A 15,539-nucleotide genomic window follows, 5' to 3' on the forward strand; every position below is an offset into this window, starting at 1 on the left:
CCGCGGTCAGGCCAAGGCCCCACGTGCGCTTCGCGGACAAGGGGGACCGGCGCCCGGACCGACGTCCTCAGCGCGGCGGGTCGAGGTGACCGCGAAGGCGGCGGACGACTTCGGCGGGCGGCATCCGTCGAGGGAACACCGCCACGACGAGGTCGTCGTCCGCATCGCCGGCCGTGTCGGGATAGACCCCGTAACGGCGCCGCACGTCATCGAGCGCCGCGCGCAGCACGCCGATCCGCACCCGCCCGCCGCGCAGCAGCCGGCGCAGTACATGGTTGTGCACGGCGGTCACGAGCGCGGCGAAGCCGACCGCATCGAGCGGGTCCAGACCGGGTATCGCGCCGCGGAGGTAATCGTCGAACAGGCGCTCGTAGCGGAAGACGGTGACGATCTCGCGCTCGCGGAGCGCGGGCACCTGCCGCACCACGGTGTAGCGACGGCGCGCCACGTCGGGCTCGGCCGCGAAGTGGCGGAAGACCCGCTCGGAGGCCTCGCAGACAGCACGCCACGGGTCGTCATGACCGTTCCCGAGCCACTCCCGCAGTTCGTCGAGGAGCACCTCGTGATCGGCGAAGACCACGTCCTCCTTGCCGCCGAACTGCCGGAAGAAGGTGCTGCGGGAAACCTCTGCGGCTCGGGCGATCTGCTCGACTGAGGTCGCCTCGAAGCCCTGACGTTCGAACAGCTCCAGCGCCGCGGCCACGACCGCCGTCCGTGACGGCGGCGAGGCGGGCGGCTGCGCAGAATCGGCCGGCGCGGGCGCGGACTCGATCATCCCCGAAGCCTACTGCCGGCCGCCCTCCTCCGGGATGACGCGCGCGCCCGTCACGAACCCGATGGCGCGCCCGCGAAACGCCGGGACTGCCTGTCAACCGGGTAGACGGCGGCGGGATGGGGGAGTTCACTGGGGCGATGACGTCCCTGTGGAGAGCCGACGGCGCCGTCGTCGCCGGAACGCCGTTCGAGATCGGCCAACAGCACGATGTGATCGTGGTGGGTGCCGGGATCACCGGTCTTGCCACCGCTCTGATGCTCGCGCGAAAGGGCAGGGATGTCGCGGTGCTGGAGGCGGGAGAGGTCGGCAACCTCGCCACCGGGGCCAACACCGGAAAGCTCTCGCTGCTGCAGGGGAAGGTGCTCTCCACGATGCGGCGTCATCACCCTGCGGCGCTCGTCCGCGCCTACGTGGACGCCAACCGCGAGGGCGCGGAGTGGCTCACCGCCTTCGCCGATGCGGCGGGTGTGTCCTACACGAGGCGCACGGCGTACTCGTACGCGCAGTCCGGCGACGGCACGGACTGTGTTGCGGCCGAGCTCGCCGCAGCGCACGAGGCAGGTCTGGACGTGCGACGCGTCCTGCCGGATGGGGACGGCCCGTTCCCGGTCGTCGACGCGGTCGCGCTGGAGGATCAGGTCGCGATCGACCCTCAGGCCGTGGCGCTCGCGCTCGCCCGGGAGTTCGTGGCCGCCGGAGGAACCCTCCACACCGGAACCCGTGTGATGCACGTTCACGTCCTGCCCCGAGCCGTCGTGGAGACGACCGCGGGGTTCGCCACGGCCGGTCAGGTCGTGCTGGCCACGGGCGCACCGATCATGGAGCGGGGTTTCTACTTCGCCAAGACACGGGGACTGCGCTCTTACTGCGTCGGCTTCGATGTGGACGGCGAGGTGCCGGACGGGCTCTACCTGTCGGTGGACGGCCCGACGCGTTCCATCCGCTCGGTTACCGCGGGGGACGGTCCCGGCGATCGGGCCCGGCTGGTCGTCGGCGGCAACGGACACCCGGTCGGCAGAGTCGAGTCCGAGCGGGCACAGGTGGCGGACCTGATCGACTGGACGCGCCGGCACTTCCCCGGTGCACAGCCGCGAATGTCGTGGTCCGCGCAGGACTACGAGTCGCACGACCTCATGCCCTTCGTCGGAGCGATGCCCCGCGGATTGGGGCGAGTGCGGTTCGCCACCGGATTCGGCAAGTGGGGTCTGTCCAACGGTCCGGCCGCGGCGCTTCGGCTCACCGCCGAGATCACGCGCGTGCCGCGGCGCGACCGGCCGGAGTGGATGACGACGATCGCCCACCGCATGACCGTGCCCGCCGATCTCGGCCGTGGAGGGGTCGAGAACCTGCGCGTCGGGTGGGAGGCCGCGGCGGGCTGGGTCGGTGCGCAGCGGACGCCTGTTCCCGTGGCGAAGCCGGAGGAGGGGCAGGGAATCGTCGCGAACCGCGGGGGACACCCGGTGGCCATCTCCACCGTCGACGGCGTGAGCCGCGCCGTCAGCGCGGTGTGCACCCACCTCGGTGGCGTGCTGACCTGGAACGACCAGGAGTGCACGTGGGACTGCCCGCTGCACGCGTCGCGCTTCGCCCCGGACGGACGACGCATCGAGGGACCGGCGACCAGGGACCTCACGCGGCTGGACCGGTCGGGACCTTCCGTCACGCGGTAGTACGCTTGTGGATTGGTCGATCTCTCGACATCAAGACGCTTTCGCGTCATCTCCCCTTTCATCCCAGCGGAGGCTTGCACTGTGGATCTGTACGAGTACCAGGCACGTGACCTATTCGAGAAGTACGACGTGCCGGTGCTCGCCGGCATCGTCGCAGACACACCCGAGCAGGCGAAGGCTGCGGCCGAGAAGATCGGCGGACTCGTCGTCGTCAAGGCCCAGGTCAAGACCGGCGGCCGCGGCAAAGCCGGTGGCGTGAAGGTCGCCAAGACCCCCGACGAGGCGTTTGAAGCCGCGAAGGCGATCCTCGGACTGGACATCAAGGGCCACGTGGTCAAGCGCGTCATGGTCGCGGCCGGTGCCCGGATCGACAAGGAGTACTACTTCTCGGTGTTGCTGGACCGCGCCAACCGCGCGTACCTGTCGCTGGCCAGCGTCGAGGGCGGCATGGAGATCGAAGAGCTCGCCGTCGAGCGCCCCGAAGCGCTCGCCCGCGTCGCGGTCGACCCGCTGACCGGCATCGACAAGCAGAAGGCCGTCGAGATCGCCGAGACGGCCGGTTTCGCTCCGGAGCTGGTCGACAAGGTCAGCGACGTGTTCGTCAAGCTGTACTCGGTCTACAAGGGTGAGGACGCCACGCTGGTGGAGGTCAACCCGCTCGTGCTGACCGAGGAGGGCGACATCGTCGCACTCGACGGCAAGGTCACCCTCGATGAGAACGCCGACTTCCGTCACGCCGGGCACGCGCTGCTCGAAGACAAGGATGCCGCCGACCCCCTCGAGGCGAAGGCCAAGGAGAACGACCTCAACTACGTCAAGCTGGACGGCCAGGTCGGCGTGATCGGCAACGGCGCAGGTCTGGTGATGTCGACGCTGGATGTCGTCGCCTACGCAGGCGAGAACCACGGCGGCGTGAAGCCCGCGAACTTCCTCGACATCGGCGGCGGCGCCTCGGCCGAGGTCATGGCCGCGGGCCTTGATGTCATCCTCGGCGACCCGCAGGTCAAGAGCGTCTTCGTCAACGTCTTCGGCGGTATCACCTCTTGCGACGCCGTCGCGAAGGGCATCGTCGGCGCGCTCGCCGAGCTGGGCGCGACGGCCACCAAGCCGCTGGTCGTGCGCCTGGACGGCAACAAGGTGGAGGAGGGCCGCGCGATCCTGCGCGACGCCAACCACCCGCTCGTGACCCTGGCCGACACCATGGACGAAGGCGCCGACAAGGCCGCCGAGCTGGCCAACGCCTGACCCTTCGACGGGCTCAGGGACCGAACTCTTAAGGACTTCAAGATATGTCGATCTTCCTCAACAAGGATTCCAAGGTCATCGTCCAGGGCATCACCGGCGGCGAAGGCACCAAGCACACGGCACTCATGCTCAAGGCCGGCACGCAGGTCCTCGGCGGCGTGAACGCACGCAAGGCGGGCACCACCGTGCTGCACCACGACGCGGACGGCAACCCCGTCGAGCTTCCCGTCTTCGCCTCGGTGGCCGAGGCCATCGAGAAGACCGGCGCCGACGTGTCGATCGCGTTCGTGCCCCCTGCGTTCACGAAGGACGCGATGGTCGAGGCCATCGACGCGGAGATCCCGCTGCTGGTCGTCATCACCGAGGGCGTTCCCGTCGGCGACACCGCCGAGGCCTGGGCGTACGCGCAGTCCAAGGGCAACACCACGCGCATCATCGGACCGAACTGCCCCGGCATCATCACCCCGGGCGAGTCACTGGTCGGCATCACACCGGCCAACATCGCCGGCAAGGGGCCGATCGGACTCGTCTCGAAGTCCGGCACGCTGACCTACCAGATGATGTACGAGCTGCGTGAGATCGGCTTCTCCACCGCGATCGGCATCGGCGGCGACCCGGTGATCGGCACCACGCACATCGATGCCCTCGCGGCATTCGAGGCCGACCCCGAGACGAAGGCGATCGTCATGATCGGCGAGATCGGCGGCGACGCGGAAGAGCGCGCTGCGGACTTCATCCGCGAGAACGTCACCAAGCCCGTCGTCGGCTACGTCGCGGGCTTCACCGCCCCCGAGGGCAAGACCATGGGCCACGCCGGCGCCATCGTGTCCGGCTCAGCGGGCACCGCGCAGGCCAAGAAGGAGGCCCTCGAGGCCGCCGGGGTCAAGGTCGGCAAGACGCCGTCCGAGACCGCGGACTTGATGCGCGAGATCATCGCGTCGCTCTAGGCGCACCAGAGGACGGGGGACGGATGCCGCGGCATCCGTCCCCCGTCCTCATCGGTCATGGTGCCGTGCGGCGCGGAGCCCGCGGCATGAGACGCCGTTGCGGGGGCCCACCCCACCCCGGCCCGCCGGGCGCGCCCCTTTCGGTATGGCGCCGAGGCAGCGGGGTCGGGATACGGTGGACAGATGCCACTCATCGGACAGTACAAGCCCAGCACCTCGGAATGGGCCCGCAAGCAGGCCGAACGCTACGAGGCCTCCGACGGCGCTGAGGCGAACCTGCTGCGCGGGGTGCCGATCATCGTCCTCACGACCGTGGGCGCCAAATCGGGGGCGCTCCGCAAGACGGCGCTCATGCGCGTCGAGCACGGCGGTCGATACGCGGTGGTCGCGTCCAAGGGCGGCGATCCGGATGAGCCCAAGTGGGCCGGCAACATGCGCGCGAACGCGCACGTGGAGCTCCAGGACGGCGGGGTCAAGCGCGACTACAACGCTCGCGAGCTGTCCGGGCCCGAGCGCGTTGAATGGTGGGGGCATGCGACCGCGGTCTGGCCGGCGTACGACGACTACCAGACGCGCACCGACCGGCAGATCGCCATCTTCGTGCTCGAGCCGATCGAGCACTGAGCGGGCTCCGCGCCCGGTGAACGATATCGAGCTGGCGTCCCTTCCCGCCGGCAGAGTCACCCTCCATGACGCTCGTCGGCGCGCGCATCGCGATGTCGCCCTGGAGTCGTTCCAGATCGGCGTGTTCCCGGTCACGGAGGAGCAGCTTGCGGAACTGCTCGGCGTGACGGCATCCCACCCCCGAACGCCCGCAGTGAACGTCAGCTGGTTCCGCGCGGCTCGGTTCTGCAACGCCGCGTCGGAATGGGAGGGCCTGGATCCCGCCTACACGTTCGAGGGCGAGGACGTCACGTGGCAGGTCGACTCCGACGGCTACCGACTGCCGACCGAGGCCGAATGGGAGTACGCGTGTCGCGCGGGCTCGACCGGAGCGCACTACGGTCCGCTCGCCGAGATCGCGTGGACGGCGGCCGACGGCGTGAGCGCGCCGCAGCCCGTGGGCAGCCGCCTGCCGAACCTCAACGGCCTGTTCGACACGCTCGGCAACGTGTGGGAGTGGTGCTGGGACCTGCTCGACCCGGCCCGCTATGACGAGTACCGGGTGTTCCGTGGCGGCGGCTTCGCCGACGACGCCTGGAGTGTGCGGGCATCCACACGCCGCGGCGGCCCCCCACGCACGCACCACGACGACGTCGGGTTCCGGGTCGCGCGCGGCGGGTTCGACGGGGCGGATGCCGCGCAGGGCTGGTCCGCGGCGGCCGACCGCGAGCGGGCCGCCGTGGACGGACCGCTGCCGTTCGGCTGGACCCCGCGGCGCTGACCTGCGCCCGCGGTCAGCCTCCCAGCAGCATCTCCACGGGACCGCGTGCGAAGTAGAGCGCGAAGCCGGCGGCGACGATCCACAGCAGGGGGCTGATCTCGCGCGCCTTGCCGGCGAGCGAGCGGACCAGAACCCAGGAGATGAAGCCCGCGCCGATGCCGTTGGCGATCGAGTACGTCAACGGCATCACGGTGACGCTGAGGAAGACCGGCAGCAGGACCGAGAAGTCGGAGAAGTCGATGTCCCTGATCTGCGCCATCATCATCGCCCCGACGATCACCAGGGCCGCCGCGGCGACCTCGGTCGGCACGATCGACGCCAACGGGGTGAAGAACATCGCGACAAGGAACAGGATGCCGGTGATCACGTTCGCGAACCCGGTGCGGGCGCCCTCGCCGATGCCCGCGCCGGACTCGATGAAGACGGTGTTCGAGGAGCTCGACGTGAGGCCACCGGCCACCGCGCCGATGCCTTCGACGATCAGCGCGGACTTGATGCGGGGGAAGTCGCCCCGCGCGTCGGCCAGGCGGGCCTCCTTGGACAGGCCGGTCATCGTGCCCATCGCGTCGAAGAAGTTCGTGAAGACGAGGGTGAACACCAGCATCATCGCCGCCAGCACGCCGATGCGCTCGAACGAACCGAACGACACCTGCCCGAGCAGCGAGAGGTCCGGCAGGCTGACCAGCGACGCGGGAAGCTCGGGGACCGACAGGCCCCACCCTCCGGGGTTGACCGTGCCGTCGTCCGCGAAGCGGGGGCCGAGGTTCCAGATCGCCTCGACGACCACCGCGACGATGCTGCCGCTGACCAGACCGATGAGGATTCCGCCCTTGACCTTGCGGGCGACCAGGATGCCGGTCAGCAGCAGCGTGAAGACGAAGATGAGGGTTGGAACCGTGCCGATCGAACCCTCGACACCGAGGCCGACCGGGGGAGAGGACGCACCCGTCGCGGTGACGAAGCCCGCGTCGACGAATCCGATGAACGCGATGAACAGGCCGATGCCGACGGTGATCGCGATCTTCAGCTGCATCGGAACCGCGTTGAAGATCATGCGGCGCAGACCGGTGGCGGCCAGCAGCACGATGATCAGGCCGTTGATGACGACGAGGCCCATCGCCTCGGCCCACGTCACCTGCCCGACGACCGAGACCGCGAGGAAGGAGTTGATGCCCAGACCCGCCGCGAACGCGAACGGCAGGCGTGTGACCAGCCCGAAGAGCACCGTCATCAGACCCGCGGTCAGAGCCGTCGCGGCGGCGACCTGCGTGAAGCCGAGAGTGTCGCCGGCGACGTCCGTACCGCTGGAGAGGATGATCGGATTCAGGATCACGATGTAGGCCATCGTGACGAACGTGACCAGACCACCCCGGATCTCCGCGCCGATCGTCGAGCCGCGCTTGCTGATCTCGAAGAAGCGATCGAACGCGCTGCGCGGTGCGTCGGTGTCGACGACCTCGGTGCTTTCGGGCGCGGACGTAGGTGCTGTGCTCATGAATGACCTCCGACAAAGACGCTATCGGAACGGATGCCGCTGCTCTGACCGCCGGGGCTCGGGCGGAGGTGACCGAGGCGTGCGTGTGCGCCGGGATCGCACCGCGTGTCGAACTAGGGTCGATGACGCATGCATCGCCTGATCGTCGTTCTCCTCGCCGCCGTCGATGCCGCCATCGCGGCGGCGGTCGGCATCGCGGCGACCCTTGCCCCGCTCACCGTCCTGTGGGTGGTGGGGATGAGCGGGACGGCCGAGTGGGGGACCCTCTGGCCCGCGAGCGCAGCGGTGTGGCAGCTCGGAAATCTCGTCCCTCTGCACGTCACACTGCCCGGCGACTACCTCGCCGTCGCGGGCATCGACCCGACCGCGGCATCGTTCGTCCTTTCGCTCGCCCCCCTCGCCTTCGCCGTCTTCACCGCGATCTTCGCGGCCCGCTCGGGGGTACGCGCCTCGCAGGCGGACGCGTGGGTCACCGGCGTCGTGACCGGCTCTGTCGTGTTCACGGCGCTGGCGACCGCGATCGCCCTGACCTCGGGCACCGCGATCGCACAGGTGGAGCTCTGGCAGGCGATCCTGATGCCCGCCCTGGTCTTCGCGCTCCCCCTGTGCGCCGGAGCCGTCGTGACCGAGTGGCGCGAGGCCGGTGCGGGCCTGATCGCCCGGGTGCGCGACCGTGTCGAGAGGGCCCCCCACGGGTGGGCGGATGCCGTCGGGCTGACCGTCCGCGGCGCCGGCGTCGTGCTCACCGGGCTCATCGGACTCGGCGCGCTGGTCCTCGCCGCCGCGCTGCTGCTGCGCGGAGGGGAGGTCGTCGCGCTGTTCGAAGCAGCCAACGTCGACGCGCTCGGCGCCGTGATCGTCACGCTCACCCAGCTCGCCTACCTGCCGACGCTCGTCATCTGGGGCATGTCCTTCGTCGCGGGGCCCGGCTTCGCCGTCGGCATCGACACGGCGGTATCGCCCGCGGGCACCCAGCTCGGCGTGATTCCCGGCATCCCCGTGCTCGGTGCGCTCCCCGCATCCACCACCCCGTGGCTGCTCCTGCTGGCCCTGCTGCCGGTTGCGCTCGGTGCCCTGGCCGGCTGGATCGCGCGCTCGCGCCTGGCCGCGCCGCCGCGCGCGGTGGAGCCGGGCCCGTCGGATCACCCGACGCACCCGGATGCGGTGCCCGGTGGCACACGCAGCTCGGCGCTGACCGCACTGCTGGCCGGGGTCGACGGCACCCGGCCGTCCGCCGTCGCGCCGGCGCGGGACGGGGGCCGGACGGGGGTACAGGACGATGGGACAGAACTGGGCTCGCCGGCCGGGGATCCGATCGGCGCACGGTTGGTGATCGCGGTCGGAATCGCCGTCCTGGCCGGGGCCGGAGCGGCGCTGCTGTGCCTGCTCGCCTCGGGCTCGATCGGACCGGGGCGCCTCGCCGAGGTCGGACCGCCGCCGGGACCGGTCGCGCTGGCGGTGGGAGCGGAGGTGCTGCTGGGCGCCGGCATCCTGTTGCTGTCACCGCGTCGACGGACGCGCGCGGCGCGGAGGGAACAGGGTCGGGAGGCCCCGGCACCCGCCGAGGAACCCCCGTCGAACGGGTTCGCGTGGTCCCCCTCGGACGCCGCGACGCAGCCGGTGGTGAGCGCGGACGCCTGGGCGCGCGACGTCGACCCGCACGACGTCGACCCGTACGACGCCGACCAAGCCGCGCCCGGCGTCGAGGATGCCGCGCCGGAGGTGAGCGATCCGGGCAGGTCCGAGCCCCCGCCGAGCCCGCGCTCCGACGACCCGGACGCGACCCCGACCGTCGACCTCGGGCCCCGCAGGCCGAAGCCCCTGCCGCCGATAGACTAGACGGGTGCTCACGGTCGCCGTCCTCATTTCGGGCGCGGGGTCCAATCTGCGGGCCCTGCTCGATGAGGCGGCCGAAGCTGATTTCCCGGCGCGCGTGATCGTCGTCGGCGCCGACCGCGAGGCCGCCGGATTCGCGCACGCGGAGGAGTACGGCATCCCGACCATGCTCGTGCCCTGGCGGGAATTCGACTCGCGCGAGGAATGGGGCGCCGAGCTCGGTGCGCAACTGGACGTGTGGAAGCCCGACCTGGTCGTGCTGAGCGGGCTGATGCGACTCCTGCCGCCGTCCCTCGTCGAGGCGTGGAGCCCGCGGATCATCAACACGCACCCGGCTTATCTTCCCGAGTTCCCCGGTCCGCACGGTGTGCGCGATGCCCTGGCCGCGGGTGTCGCCCAGACCGGCGCGAGCGTCATCATCGTCGACAACGGCGTCGACAGTGGCCCGATCCTCGCCCAGGAGCGCGTCCCCGTGATTCCCGGGGACGACGAGCACACCCTGCACGAACGCATCAAACCCGTCGAGCGGCGGCTGATGATCGACGTCATCCGCCGCATTGCGACGGGCGACCTCGACCTCGCTGCCGCGAGCTGACCCCCACCCCCCTGATCCCCACCCGAGGAGCACCCATGGCCGGCCCCAGCCACGACCCTTCCCTGTACCGCGACCGCGATCTCGTGCCGGTTCGCCGGGCGCTCGTCTCGGTCAGCGACAAGACCGACCTGCTGACGCTCGCCGAGGCTCTGGCCGGCGCGGGGATCGAGATCGTCTCGACCGGCTCCACCGCGGCCACCATCCGCGATGCCGGGTTCGCGGTGACCGACGTCGCTGCGGTCACCGGTTTTCCGGAGTCGCTCGACGGCCGCGTGAAGACCCTGCACCCGGGCGTGCACGCCGGCCTGCTCGCGGACCTCCGCCTCGAGGACCACGAGCGTCAGCTCGACGAGCTCGGCATCGCGGCGTTCGAACTCGTCGTGGTGAACCTGTACCCGTTCGTCGAGACCGTGGCCTCCGGCGCCGAAGGCGACGCGGTCGTCGAGCAGATCGACATCGGCGGACCGGCCATGGTGCGCGCTTCGGCGAAGAACTACGCGAACGTGGCCATCGTCGTCTCACCCGAGTCGTATCCCGGCGTCATCGACGCGATCGGCGTCGGCGGGACCAGCCTGGCTCAGCGCCGCGCCCTCGCCGCCCGCGCGTTCGCGCACACGGCCGCGTACGACCGCGCCGTCGCGCAGTGGTTCGCCGAGGAAACCCTCTCGGACGCCGATCTGCCGCAGCACCTCACGATCAAGGCCGAGCGGCTCGAGACGCTGCGCTACGGCGAGAACTCGCACCAGCGCGCGGCGATCTACTCGCGCGTCGGCGGCCACGGCATCGCCCAGGCCACACAGCTGCAGGGCAAGGGCATGTCGTACAACAACTACATCGACGCGGATGCCGCGCTGCGCGCCGCATTCGACATGGTCAAGCCCGCGGTGGCCATCATCAAGCACGCCAACCCGTGCGGGATCGCCGTCTCGGCGCCCAACGCGCTGGATGCGATCGCCAGCGCTCACCTGCGCGCGCACGAGTGCGATCCGGTGTCCGCCTTCGGCGGTGTGATCGCCGCGAACCGCCGGGTGACGCTCAAGATGGCCGAGAACCTGCGGGACATCTTCACCGAGGTGATCGTGGCGCCGGAGTTCGAGCCCGAGGCGCTCGAGGTGTTCGCGCTGAAGAAGAACCTTCGCGTGCTGCGTCTGCCGGTCGACTGGCAGCAGGAGCGGATGGATGTCCGACTCGTCTCCGGCGGCCTGCTGCTGCAGGACGCCGACCGCTTCCCCGACGACATCGAGTCGGTCGCGAAGGACTGGCAGCTCGTCTCCGGCGAGCGGCCGAGCGAGGAGGAGATGACCAACTTCATCTTCGCCTGGAAGGCGTGCCGCGCGGTGAAGTCCAACGCGATCGTGCTCGCGAAGAACTCCGCGACGGTCGGCATCGGGATGGGCCAGGTCAACCGGGTCGACTCCTGCCGGCTCGCGGTGGAACGTGCGGGTGCTCGCGCGGCCGGATCCGTCGCGGCATCCGATGCGTTCTTCCCGTTCGCCGACGGACCGCAGGTCCTCATCGACGCCGGAATCGGGGCCATTGTGCAGCCCGGAGGCTCGGTCCGTGACGACGAGGTGATCGACGCTGCCCGCGAAGCCGGCGTCACGATGTTCTTCACCGGCGAGCGCCACTTCTTCCACTGACGCTGGCGCTCGTCCCGCGGTTCAGAGCGGGGCGGGGCGGCCGTACTCCTCGAGCCAGCGAAGCCAGACCTCGCTGAGCGTCGGATACGACGGCACCGCGTGCCAGAGACGATCGATCGGCACCTCGCCGACGATCGCGACGGTCGCGGAGTGCAGCAGCTCGGCCACGTTCGCGCCGGCGAACGTGGCTCCGATCAGCACACCGCGGTCCTCGTCGACGATGGCTCGCGCCCTGCCCTCGTAGGAGTCCGCGTAGGTGCTGGCGCCGGCGACCCAGGACAGGTCGTAGTCCAGTACCCGGATGCGTCGGCCGGCGGCACGCGCGGCCGCCTCGGTGAGGCCGACCGACGCGATCTCCGGGTCGGTGAAGGTGACCTGCGGGATGTGGTCGTGGTCCGCGGTCGCGACGTGCGCACCCCACGGCACGTCATCGACCGGCCCGCCCTTCGCGCGGACCGCGATCACGTCACCGGCAGCGCGGGCCTGGTACTTGCCCTGGTGCGTCAGGAGTGCACGGTGGTTGACGTCGCCGACCGCGTAGAGCCAGTCGGTGCCCTTGACCAGCAGCGTGTCGTCGACGGCCAGCCATGCTCCCGGCGAGAAGCCGATGCTTCCCAGCCCGAGGTCGCCGGTGCGCGGCGTACGGCCGACGGCGACGAGCACCTGCTCGGCGACGACGCGGCCTCCGTCCGACAGCGCGAGCACCGCGTTCCGGTCGGTGCGGTGCGCGGCCGTCACCGCGACACCGGCGCGGACGGTGACACCCAGCCCGCGCAGCGAGGCCTCGACCAGCTCGGCGGCGAAGGGCTCCAGCTTCGGCAGAAGCCTCGACCGCACGATCAGGGTCACCTTGGTGCCGAAGCCCGCGTACGCCGTCGCCATCTCCGCGCCCACGACCCCGCCGCCCAGGATCGCGAGCGACGCGGGGATCGTCTGTGCGCTGGTGGCATCCCGGCTGGTCCACGGCTCGATCTCGCGCAGACCTGGGATGTCGGGCAGCAGCGCCACCGATCCGGTGGCGACGGCGACGGCGTGGCGAGCGATGAGGTCGGTCACGGTGCCGTCCTCGGCGGTCACCCGGACGCGCTTGACTCCGGTGAACTCGGCGTGACCCCGCACGAGGTCGATGCCGGTCTTCTTCAGCCAGCGCACCTGCGACGCGTCATCCCAGTCGTGGGTGATGCGGTCGCGGCGGCGCAGGACCCCGGTGATGTCCAGGCCGCCGCGGATCGCCTGCTTCGCGCCGTCGACGTCCTGCGCCGCCCGCAGTGCGGAAGCGCTGCGAAGGAGCGCCTTCGAGGGCATGCACGCCCAGTAGGAGCACTCGCCGCCCACCAGTTCGGCCTCGACGATGACGGTGGACATTCCGCCTTGGACGGTCCGCTCGGCGATGTTCTCGCCGACCGCACCGGCGCCGATCACGATGACGTCGTACTCGCGTTCGCTCATCCGTTCACGGTAGCGCCCACGCGCGCGTCGGGGTCAGGGTCGGTCCCGTCCCACGTCGATGTCGTGCGGACAGCACCCCACAGCCGTGTCCGATTTCCGCCAGTCGGATGCCGCGGAGCGTGGCATTGTGGAACCTGTGATCAGCTCCACCGCCACCACCGCGACGCGCATCGCGCCGCTGTCGTTCGATGAGCGCTACGGCGCGATCCAGTCGCGCGATCCCCGTTTCGACGGGCAGTTCGTCACGGCCGTGCGCTCTACAGGGATCTACTGCCGGCCGAGCTGCCCGGCGCGCACGCCCAAACCGGCCAACGTGTCCTTCTTCGCCACCAGCGCCGCCGCGCACGAGGCGGGCTACCGGGCATGCAAGCGGTGCCTGCCCGAGGCCGCGCCCGGATCCCCGGAGTGGGATCTGCGCGGCGACACCACGGCCCGCGCCATGCGGCTGATCGCGGACGGCGTGATCGAGCGCGAGGGCGTCCCGGGTCTCGCGCGCCGGCTCGGGTATTCGTCACGGCACCTCACCAGACTGCTGACCGCCGAGCTGGGTGCCGGACCGCTCGCGCTGAGCCGAGCGCATCGCGCGCACACCGCGCGGATGCTGCTGGTGGGCACCGACCTGCCGGCCGCCGATGTCGCGTTCTCGGCCGGGTTCACCAGCATCCGGCAGTTCAACGAGACGGTGCGGGAGGTGTTCGGGATGCCGCCGCTCGAGCTGCGCGCCCGCCGCCGTCGCGGCGGCGGGAGTCAACCCCTCGACGGCGCGATCGACCTCGTCCTGCCGCACCGCGGCCCGCTCGATGCGGAGGGTCTGTTCGCCTGGATGACCGCGCGCGCCGTGAGCGGAATGGAGTCGGCGACTCCCGCGTCGTTCGCCCGCACCCTGCGACTGCCCGGTGGTCCGGCGTGGTTCGAGCTCCGCCTCGACGAGACGGGGCGCGTGCGACTGCGTGCCCGGCTGACCCACCTGGCCGATCTGTCCACGCTCGTCACGCGTGCCCGTCGCCTGTTCGACCTCGACGCCGACCCGATCGCGATCGACGCCGCGCTGTCGCGGCATCCCGAACTCGCCCCGCTCGTGGCGCGTGTGCCCGGGATCCGCGTGCCCGGAGCCGCCGACCCGCACGAGATGCTCATTCGCGCGATGGTCGGACAGCAGATCACGGTATCGGCGGCGCGCACCGCGCTGACCGCGCTCACCGACGCGCTGGGGGAGCCCGTCTCGATCGGGGCGACCGGCCCAGGTGCCGCGAACCAGGCGAGGCTCTTCCCCACGATGGCGGCGATCGCCGAGCACGGGCACGAGGTCCTGCGCGGCCCCGCGGCACGCATCCGCGCGCTCGTCGGCGCCGCCGCGGCCCTCGCCGACGGCTCCCTCCGGCTCGGACCGGGCGACGAGGCCGCCGATCAGCGGGCAGCCCTGCTCGCGCTGCCCGGCGTCGGACCCTGGACGGCCGACTACGTGCGGATGCGCGTGCTCGGTGACACCGATGTGTTCCTTCCCGGCGACGTCGCGGTGCGCACCGGCGCCGCCGCGGTAGGCCTGCCCGCGGACCCCCGCGCGTTGGAGGCGTGGGCTGCGCGGACCGCGCCGTGGCGCAGCTACTTCACCGCGCACCTGTGGCGCGCCGTCCCCGTCCGCCCGCCCGCACCCCGTCGCGGCACAGCCGCGGTGGCGGCCTCGACGGCCTCGCCACGTCCGTCGTACGAGAACACAACCGAACCACCGGTCGGACGACCGAGCACCGAGGAGGACCCGACATGACCGCGAGCATCCAGACCATCGACACCCCGGACGGGCCGTTCACGATCGTCGCCGACGACAGGGGTCGGGTCCTCGCTTCGGGGTGGACGGCCGATCCGGCCGCGGCGCTCGCCCGCATTCACCCCCGCCTGCGACCCGTCACGGTGCGTGAGGCGGAGACGGATGCCGCGGCATCCGCCCTGGCCTACTACGCCGGCGATCTCCGTGCCATCGACGGTGTCCCGGTCGCCCAGCAGGGCACCGCGATGCAGTCCGCCGGATGGGCGGCGTTGCGTGGCATCGCCCCCGGGCGACCGCTCACCTACGCGGAGTTCGCCCTCGCGCTGGGGCAGCCGAGCGCCGTCCGGGCCGCGGCATCCATCTGCGCCCGGAACGCGCCGGCGCTGTTCGTGCCGTGCCACCGGGTACTGCGCTCGGACGGCACGCTGGGCGGGTTCGCGTGGGGTGTGGACGTGAAGCGCGAGCTGCTGGCCCGCGAAGCCGCCGCTTGACCCCGCCGGTTCTTCGTGTCCCACTTCTGCATGCGGCACGCCGGGCGTGGCATGCAGAAGTGGGACACGAATGAGCGGCGGCGGAGCTGACCCGGGGCACCGCGAGGGGGCGGTTGTGTCGGGCGGGGCGCGAGGATAGTCTGGAAGGCTGTCGCCCGCGCCTGCGGGTCAGCCGAAGGAGGATGCCATGAACACGATCGCCGTCGCCGTCACGCCGGTCGCCGCTCCGCTCCTCCGCGACCCGAAC

At 71.1% G+C, this 15,539-nt stretch carries 13 protein-coding genes; 10 read left to right on the forward strand and 3 right to left on the reverse strand.

Going from position 1 to position 15,539, the window contains the following annotated elements:
• Window positions 1-67 precede the first annotated feature (67 nt).
• Window positions 68-775 (reverse strand): TetR/AcrR family transcriptional regulator, encoded by a 708-nt coding sequence (locus ABD655_RS05045; protein ID WP_344712106.1) that lies wholly within the window; start codon window positions 773-775, stop codon window positions 68-70.
• A 137-nt stretch (window positions 776-912) separates the two neighbouring features.
• Between ABD655_RS05045 and ABD655_RS05050 the strand changes: the two genes are divergently transcribed.
• The 5 genes from ABD655_RS05050 (at window position 913) to ABD655_RS05070 (ending at window position 6,021) form a co-directional block, all read left to right on the forward strand.
• Window positions 913-2,445 carry an FAD-dependent oxidoreductase gene (locus ABD655_RS05050; RefSeq protein ID WP_344712108.1) on the forward strand — a complete coding sequence of 511 codons (1,533 nt, stop codon included), beginning with the start codon at window positions 913-915 and terminating at the stop codon, window positions 2,443-2,445.
• A gap of 81 nt (window positions 2,446-2,526) precedes the next feature.
• Window positions 2,527-3,690: an ADP-forming succinate--CoA ligase subunit beta gene (gene sucC, locus ABD655_RS05055; RefSeq protein ID WP_344712110.1), complete on the forward strand. Its 1,164-nt coding sequence runs from the start codon at window positions 2,527-2,529 to the stop codon at window positions 3,688-3,690.
• Between the two features lie 44 nt (window positions 3,691-3,734).
• Window positions 3,735-4,637, forward strand: a complete 903-nt coding sequence (gene sucD, locus ABD655_RS05060; RefSeq protein ID WP_344712113.1) for a succinate--CoA ligase subunit alpha — start codon at window positions 3,735-3,737, stop codon at window positions 4,635-4,637.
• Window positions 4,638-4,820: 183 nt separating this feature from the next.
• Window positions 4,821-5,261 carry a nitroreductase family deazaflavin-dependent oxidoreductase gene (locus tag ABD655_RS05065; protein WP_344712115.1) on the forward strand — a complete coding sequence of 147 codons (441 nt, stop codon included), beginning with the start codon at window positions 4,821-4,823 and terminating at the stop codon, window positions 5,259-5,261.
• Window positions 5,262-5,277: 16 nt separating this feature from the next.
• Window positions 5,278-6,021 carry a formylglycine-generating enzyme family protein gene (locus tag ABD655_RS05070; protein ID WP_344712117.1) on the forward strand — a complete coding sequence of 248 codons (744 nt, stop codon included), beginning with the start codon at window positions 5,278-5,280 and terminating at the stop codon, window positions 6,019-6,021.
• 13 nt (window positions 6,022-6,034) lie between these two features.
• Here ABD655_RS05070 and ABD655_RS05075 read toward each other — a convergent pair whose 3' ends face one another.
• Window positions 6,035-7,516 carry an NCS2 family permease gene (locus ABD655_RS05075; protein ID WP_344712118.1) on the reverse strand — a complete coding sequence of 494 codons (1,482 nt, stop codon included), beginning with the start codon at window positions 7,514-7,516 and terminating at the stop codon, window positions 6,035-6,037.
• Between the two features lie 129 nt (window positions 7,517-7,645).
• Here ABD655_RS05075 and ABD655_RS05080 point away from each other — a divergent pair, with 129 nt between their 5' ends.
• The 3 genes from ABD655_RS05080 to purH are packed head-to-tail and all read left to right on the forward strand — an operon-like array spanning window position 7,646 to window position 11,587.
• Window positions 7,646-9,355, forward strand: a complete 1,710-nt coding sequence (locus ABD655_RS05080) for a cell division protein PerM (protein ID WP_344712120.1) — start codon at window positions 7,646-7,648, stop codon at window positions 9,353-9,355.
• A 4-nt stretch (window positions 9,356-9,359) separates the two neighbouring features.
• Window positions 9,360-9,947 (forward strand): phosphoribosylglycinamide formyltransferase, encoded by a 588-nt coding sequence (gene purN / locus ABD655_RS05085; RefSeq protein ID WP_344712122.1) that lies wholly within the window; start codon window positions 9,360-9,362, stop codon window positions 9,945-9,947.
• Window positions 9,948-9,982: 35 nt separating this feature from the next.
• Complete coding sequence (gene purH, locus ABD655_RS05090; RefSeq protein WP_344712123.1) at window positions 9,983-11,587, forward strand: bifunctional phosphoribosylaminoimidazolecarboxamide formyltransferase/IMP cyclohydrolase; 1,605 nt, start codon at window positions 9,983-9,985, stop codon at window positions 11,585-11,587.
• 21 nt (window positions 11,588-11,608) lie between these two features.
• On the opposite strand, the gene ABD655_RS05095 is transcribed toward purH, so the two are convergent.
• A complete protein-coding gene (locus ABD655_RS05095) occupies window positions 11,609-13,036 on the reverse strand; it encodes a dihydrolipoyl dehydrogenase family protein (protein ID WP_344712125.1) in 1,428 nt (475 codons plus the stop codon).
• A 139-nt stretch (window positions 13,037-13,175) separates the two neighbouring features.
• Between ABD655_RS05095 and ABD655_RS05100 the strand changes: the two genes are divergently transcribed.
• The gene (locus tag ABD655_RS05100; protein ID WP_344715687.1) at window positions 13,176-14,801 is read left to right on the forward strand and encodes a DNA-3-methyladenine glycosylase 2 family protein; all 1,626 of its coding nucleotides are present in this window, start codon (window positions 13,176-13,178) and stop codon (window positions 14,799-14,801) included.
• Complete coding sequence (locus ABD655_RS05105; RefSeq protein WP_344712126.1) at window positions 14,798-15,292, forward strand: methylated-DNA--[protein]-cysteine S-methyltransferase; 495 nt, start codon at window positions 14,798-14,800, stop codon at window positions 15,290-15,292. The genes ABD655_RS05100 and ABD655_RS05105 overlap by 4 nt, the downstream gene beginning before the upstream one ends.
• Window positions 15,293-15,539: the final 247 nt, after the last annotated feature.

Source organism: Microbacterium terregens (assembly GCF_039534975.1).
GTDB classification, from domain to species: domain Bacteria; phylum Actinomycetota; class Actinomycetes; order Actinomycetales; family Microbacteriaceae; genus Microbacterium; species Microbacterium terregens.

What these genes read in the sequence shown, in the direction of transcription:
- ABD655_RS05045 (WP_344712106.1), bottom strand. Translation starts at nt 775, where the DNA reads ATGATCGAGTCCGCGCCCGCGCCGGCCGATTCTGCGCAGCCGCCCGCC.
- ABD655_RS05050 (WP_344712108.1), top strand. Translation starts at nt 913, where the DNA reads ATGACGTCCCTGTGGAGAGCCGACGGCGCCGTCGTCGCCGGAACGCCG.
- ABD655_RS05105 (WP_344712126.1), top strand. Translation starts at nt 14,798, where the DNA reads ATGACCGCGAGCATCCAGACCATCGACACCCCGGACGGGCCGTTCACG.
- sucD (WP_344712113.1), top strand. Translation starts at nt 3,735, where the DNA reads ATGTCGATCTTCCTCAACAAGGATTCCAAGGTCATCGTCCAGGGCATC.
- ABD655_RS05075 (WP_344712118.1), bottom strand. Translation starts at nt 7,516, where the DNA reads ATGAGCACAGCACCTACGTCCGCGCCCGAAAGCACCGAGGTCGTCGAC.
- purH (WP_344712123.1), top strand. Translation starts at nt 9,983, where the DNA reads ATGGCCGGCCCCAGCCACGACCCTTCCCTGTACCGCGACCGCGATCTC.
- ABD655_RS05065 (WP_344712115.1), top strand. Translation starts at nt 4,821, where the DNA reads ATGCCACTCATCGGACAGTACAAGCCCAGCACCTCGGAATGGGCCCGC.
- ABD655_RS05095 (WP_344712125.1), bottom strand. Translation starts at nt 13,036, where the DNA reads ATGAGCGAACGCGAGTACGACGTCATCGTGATCGGCGCCGGTGCGGTC.
- ABD655_RS05080 (WP_344712120.1), top strand. Translation starts at nt 7,646, where the DNA reads ATGCATCGCCTGATCGTCGTTCTCCTCGCCGCCGTCGATGCCGCCATC.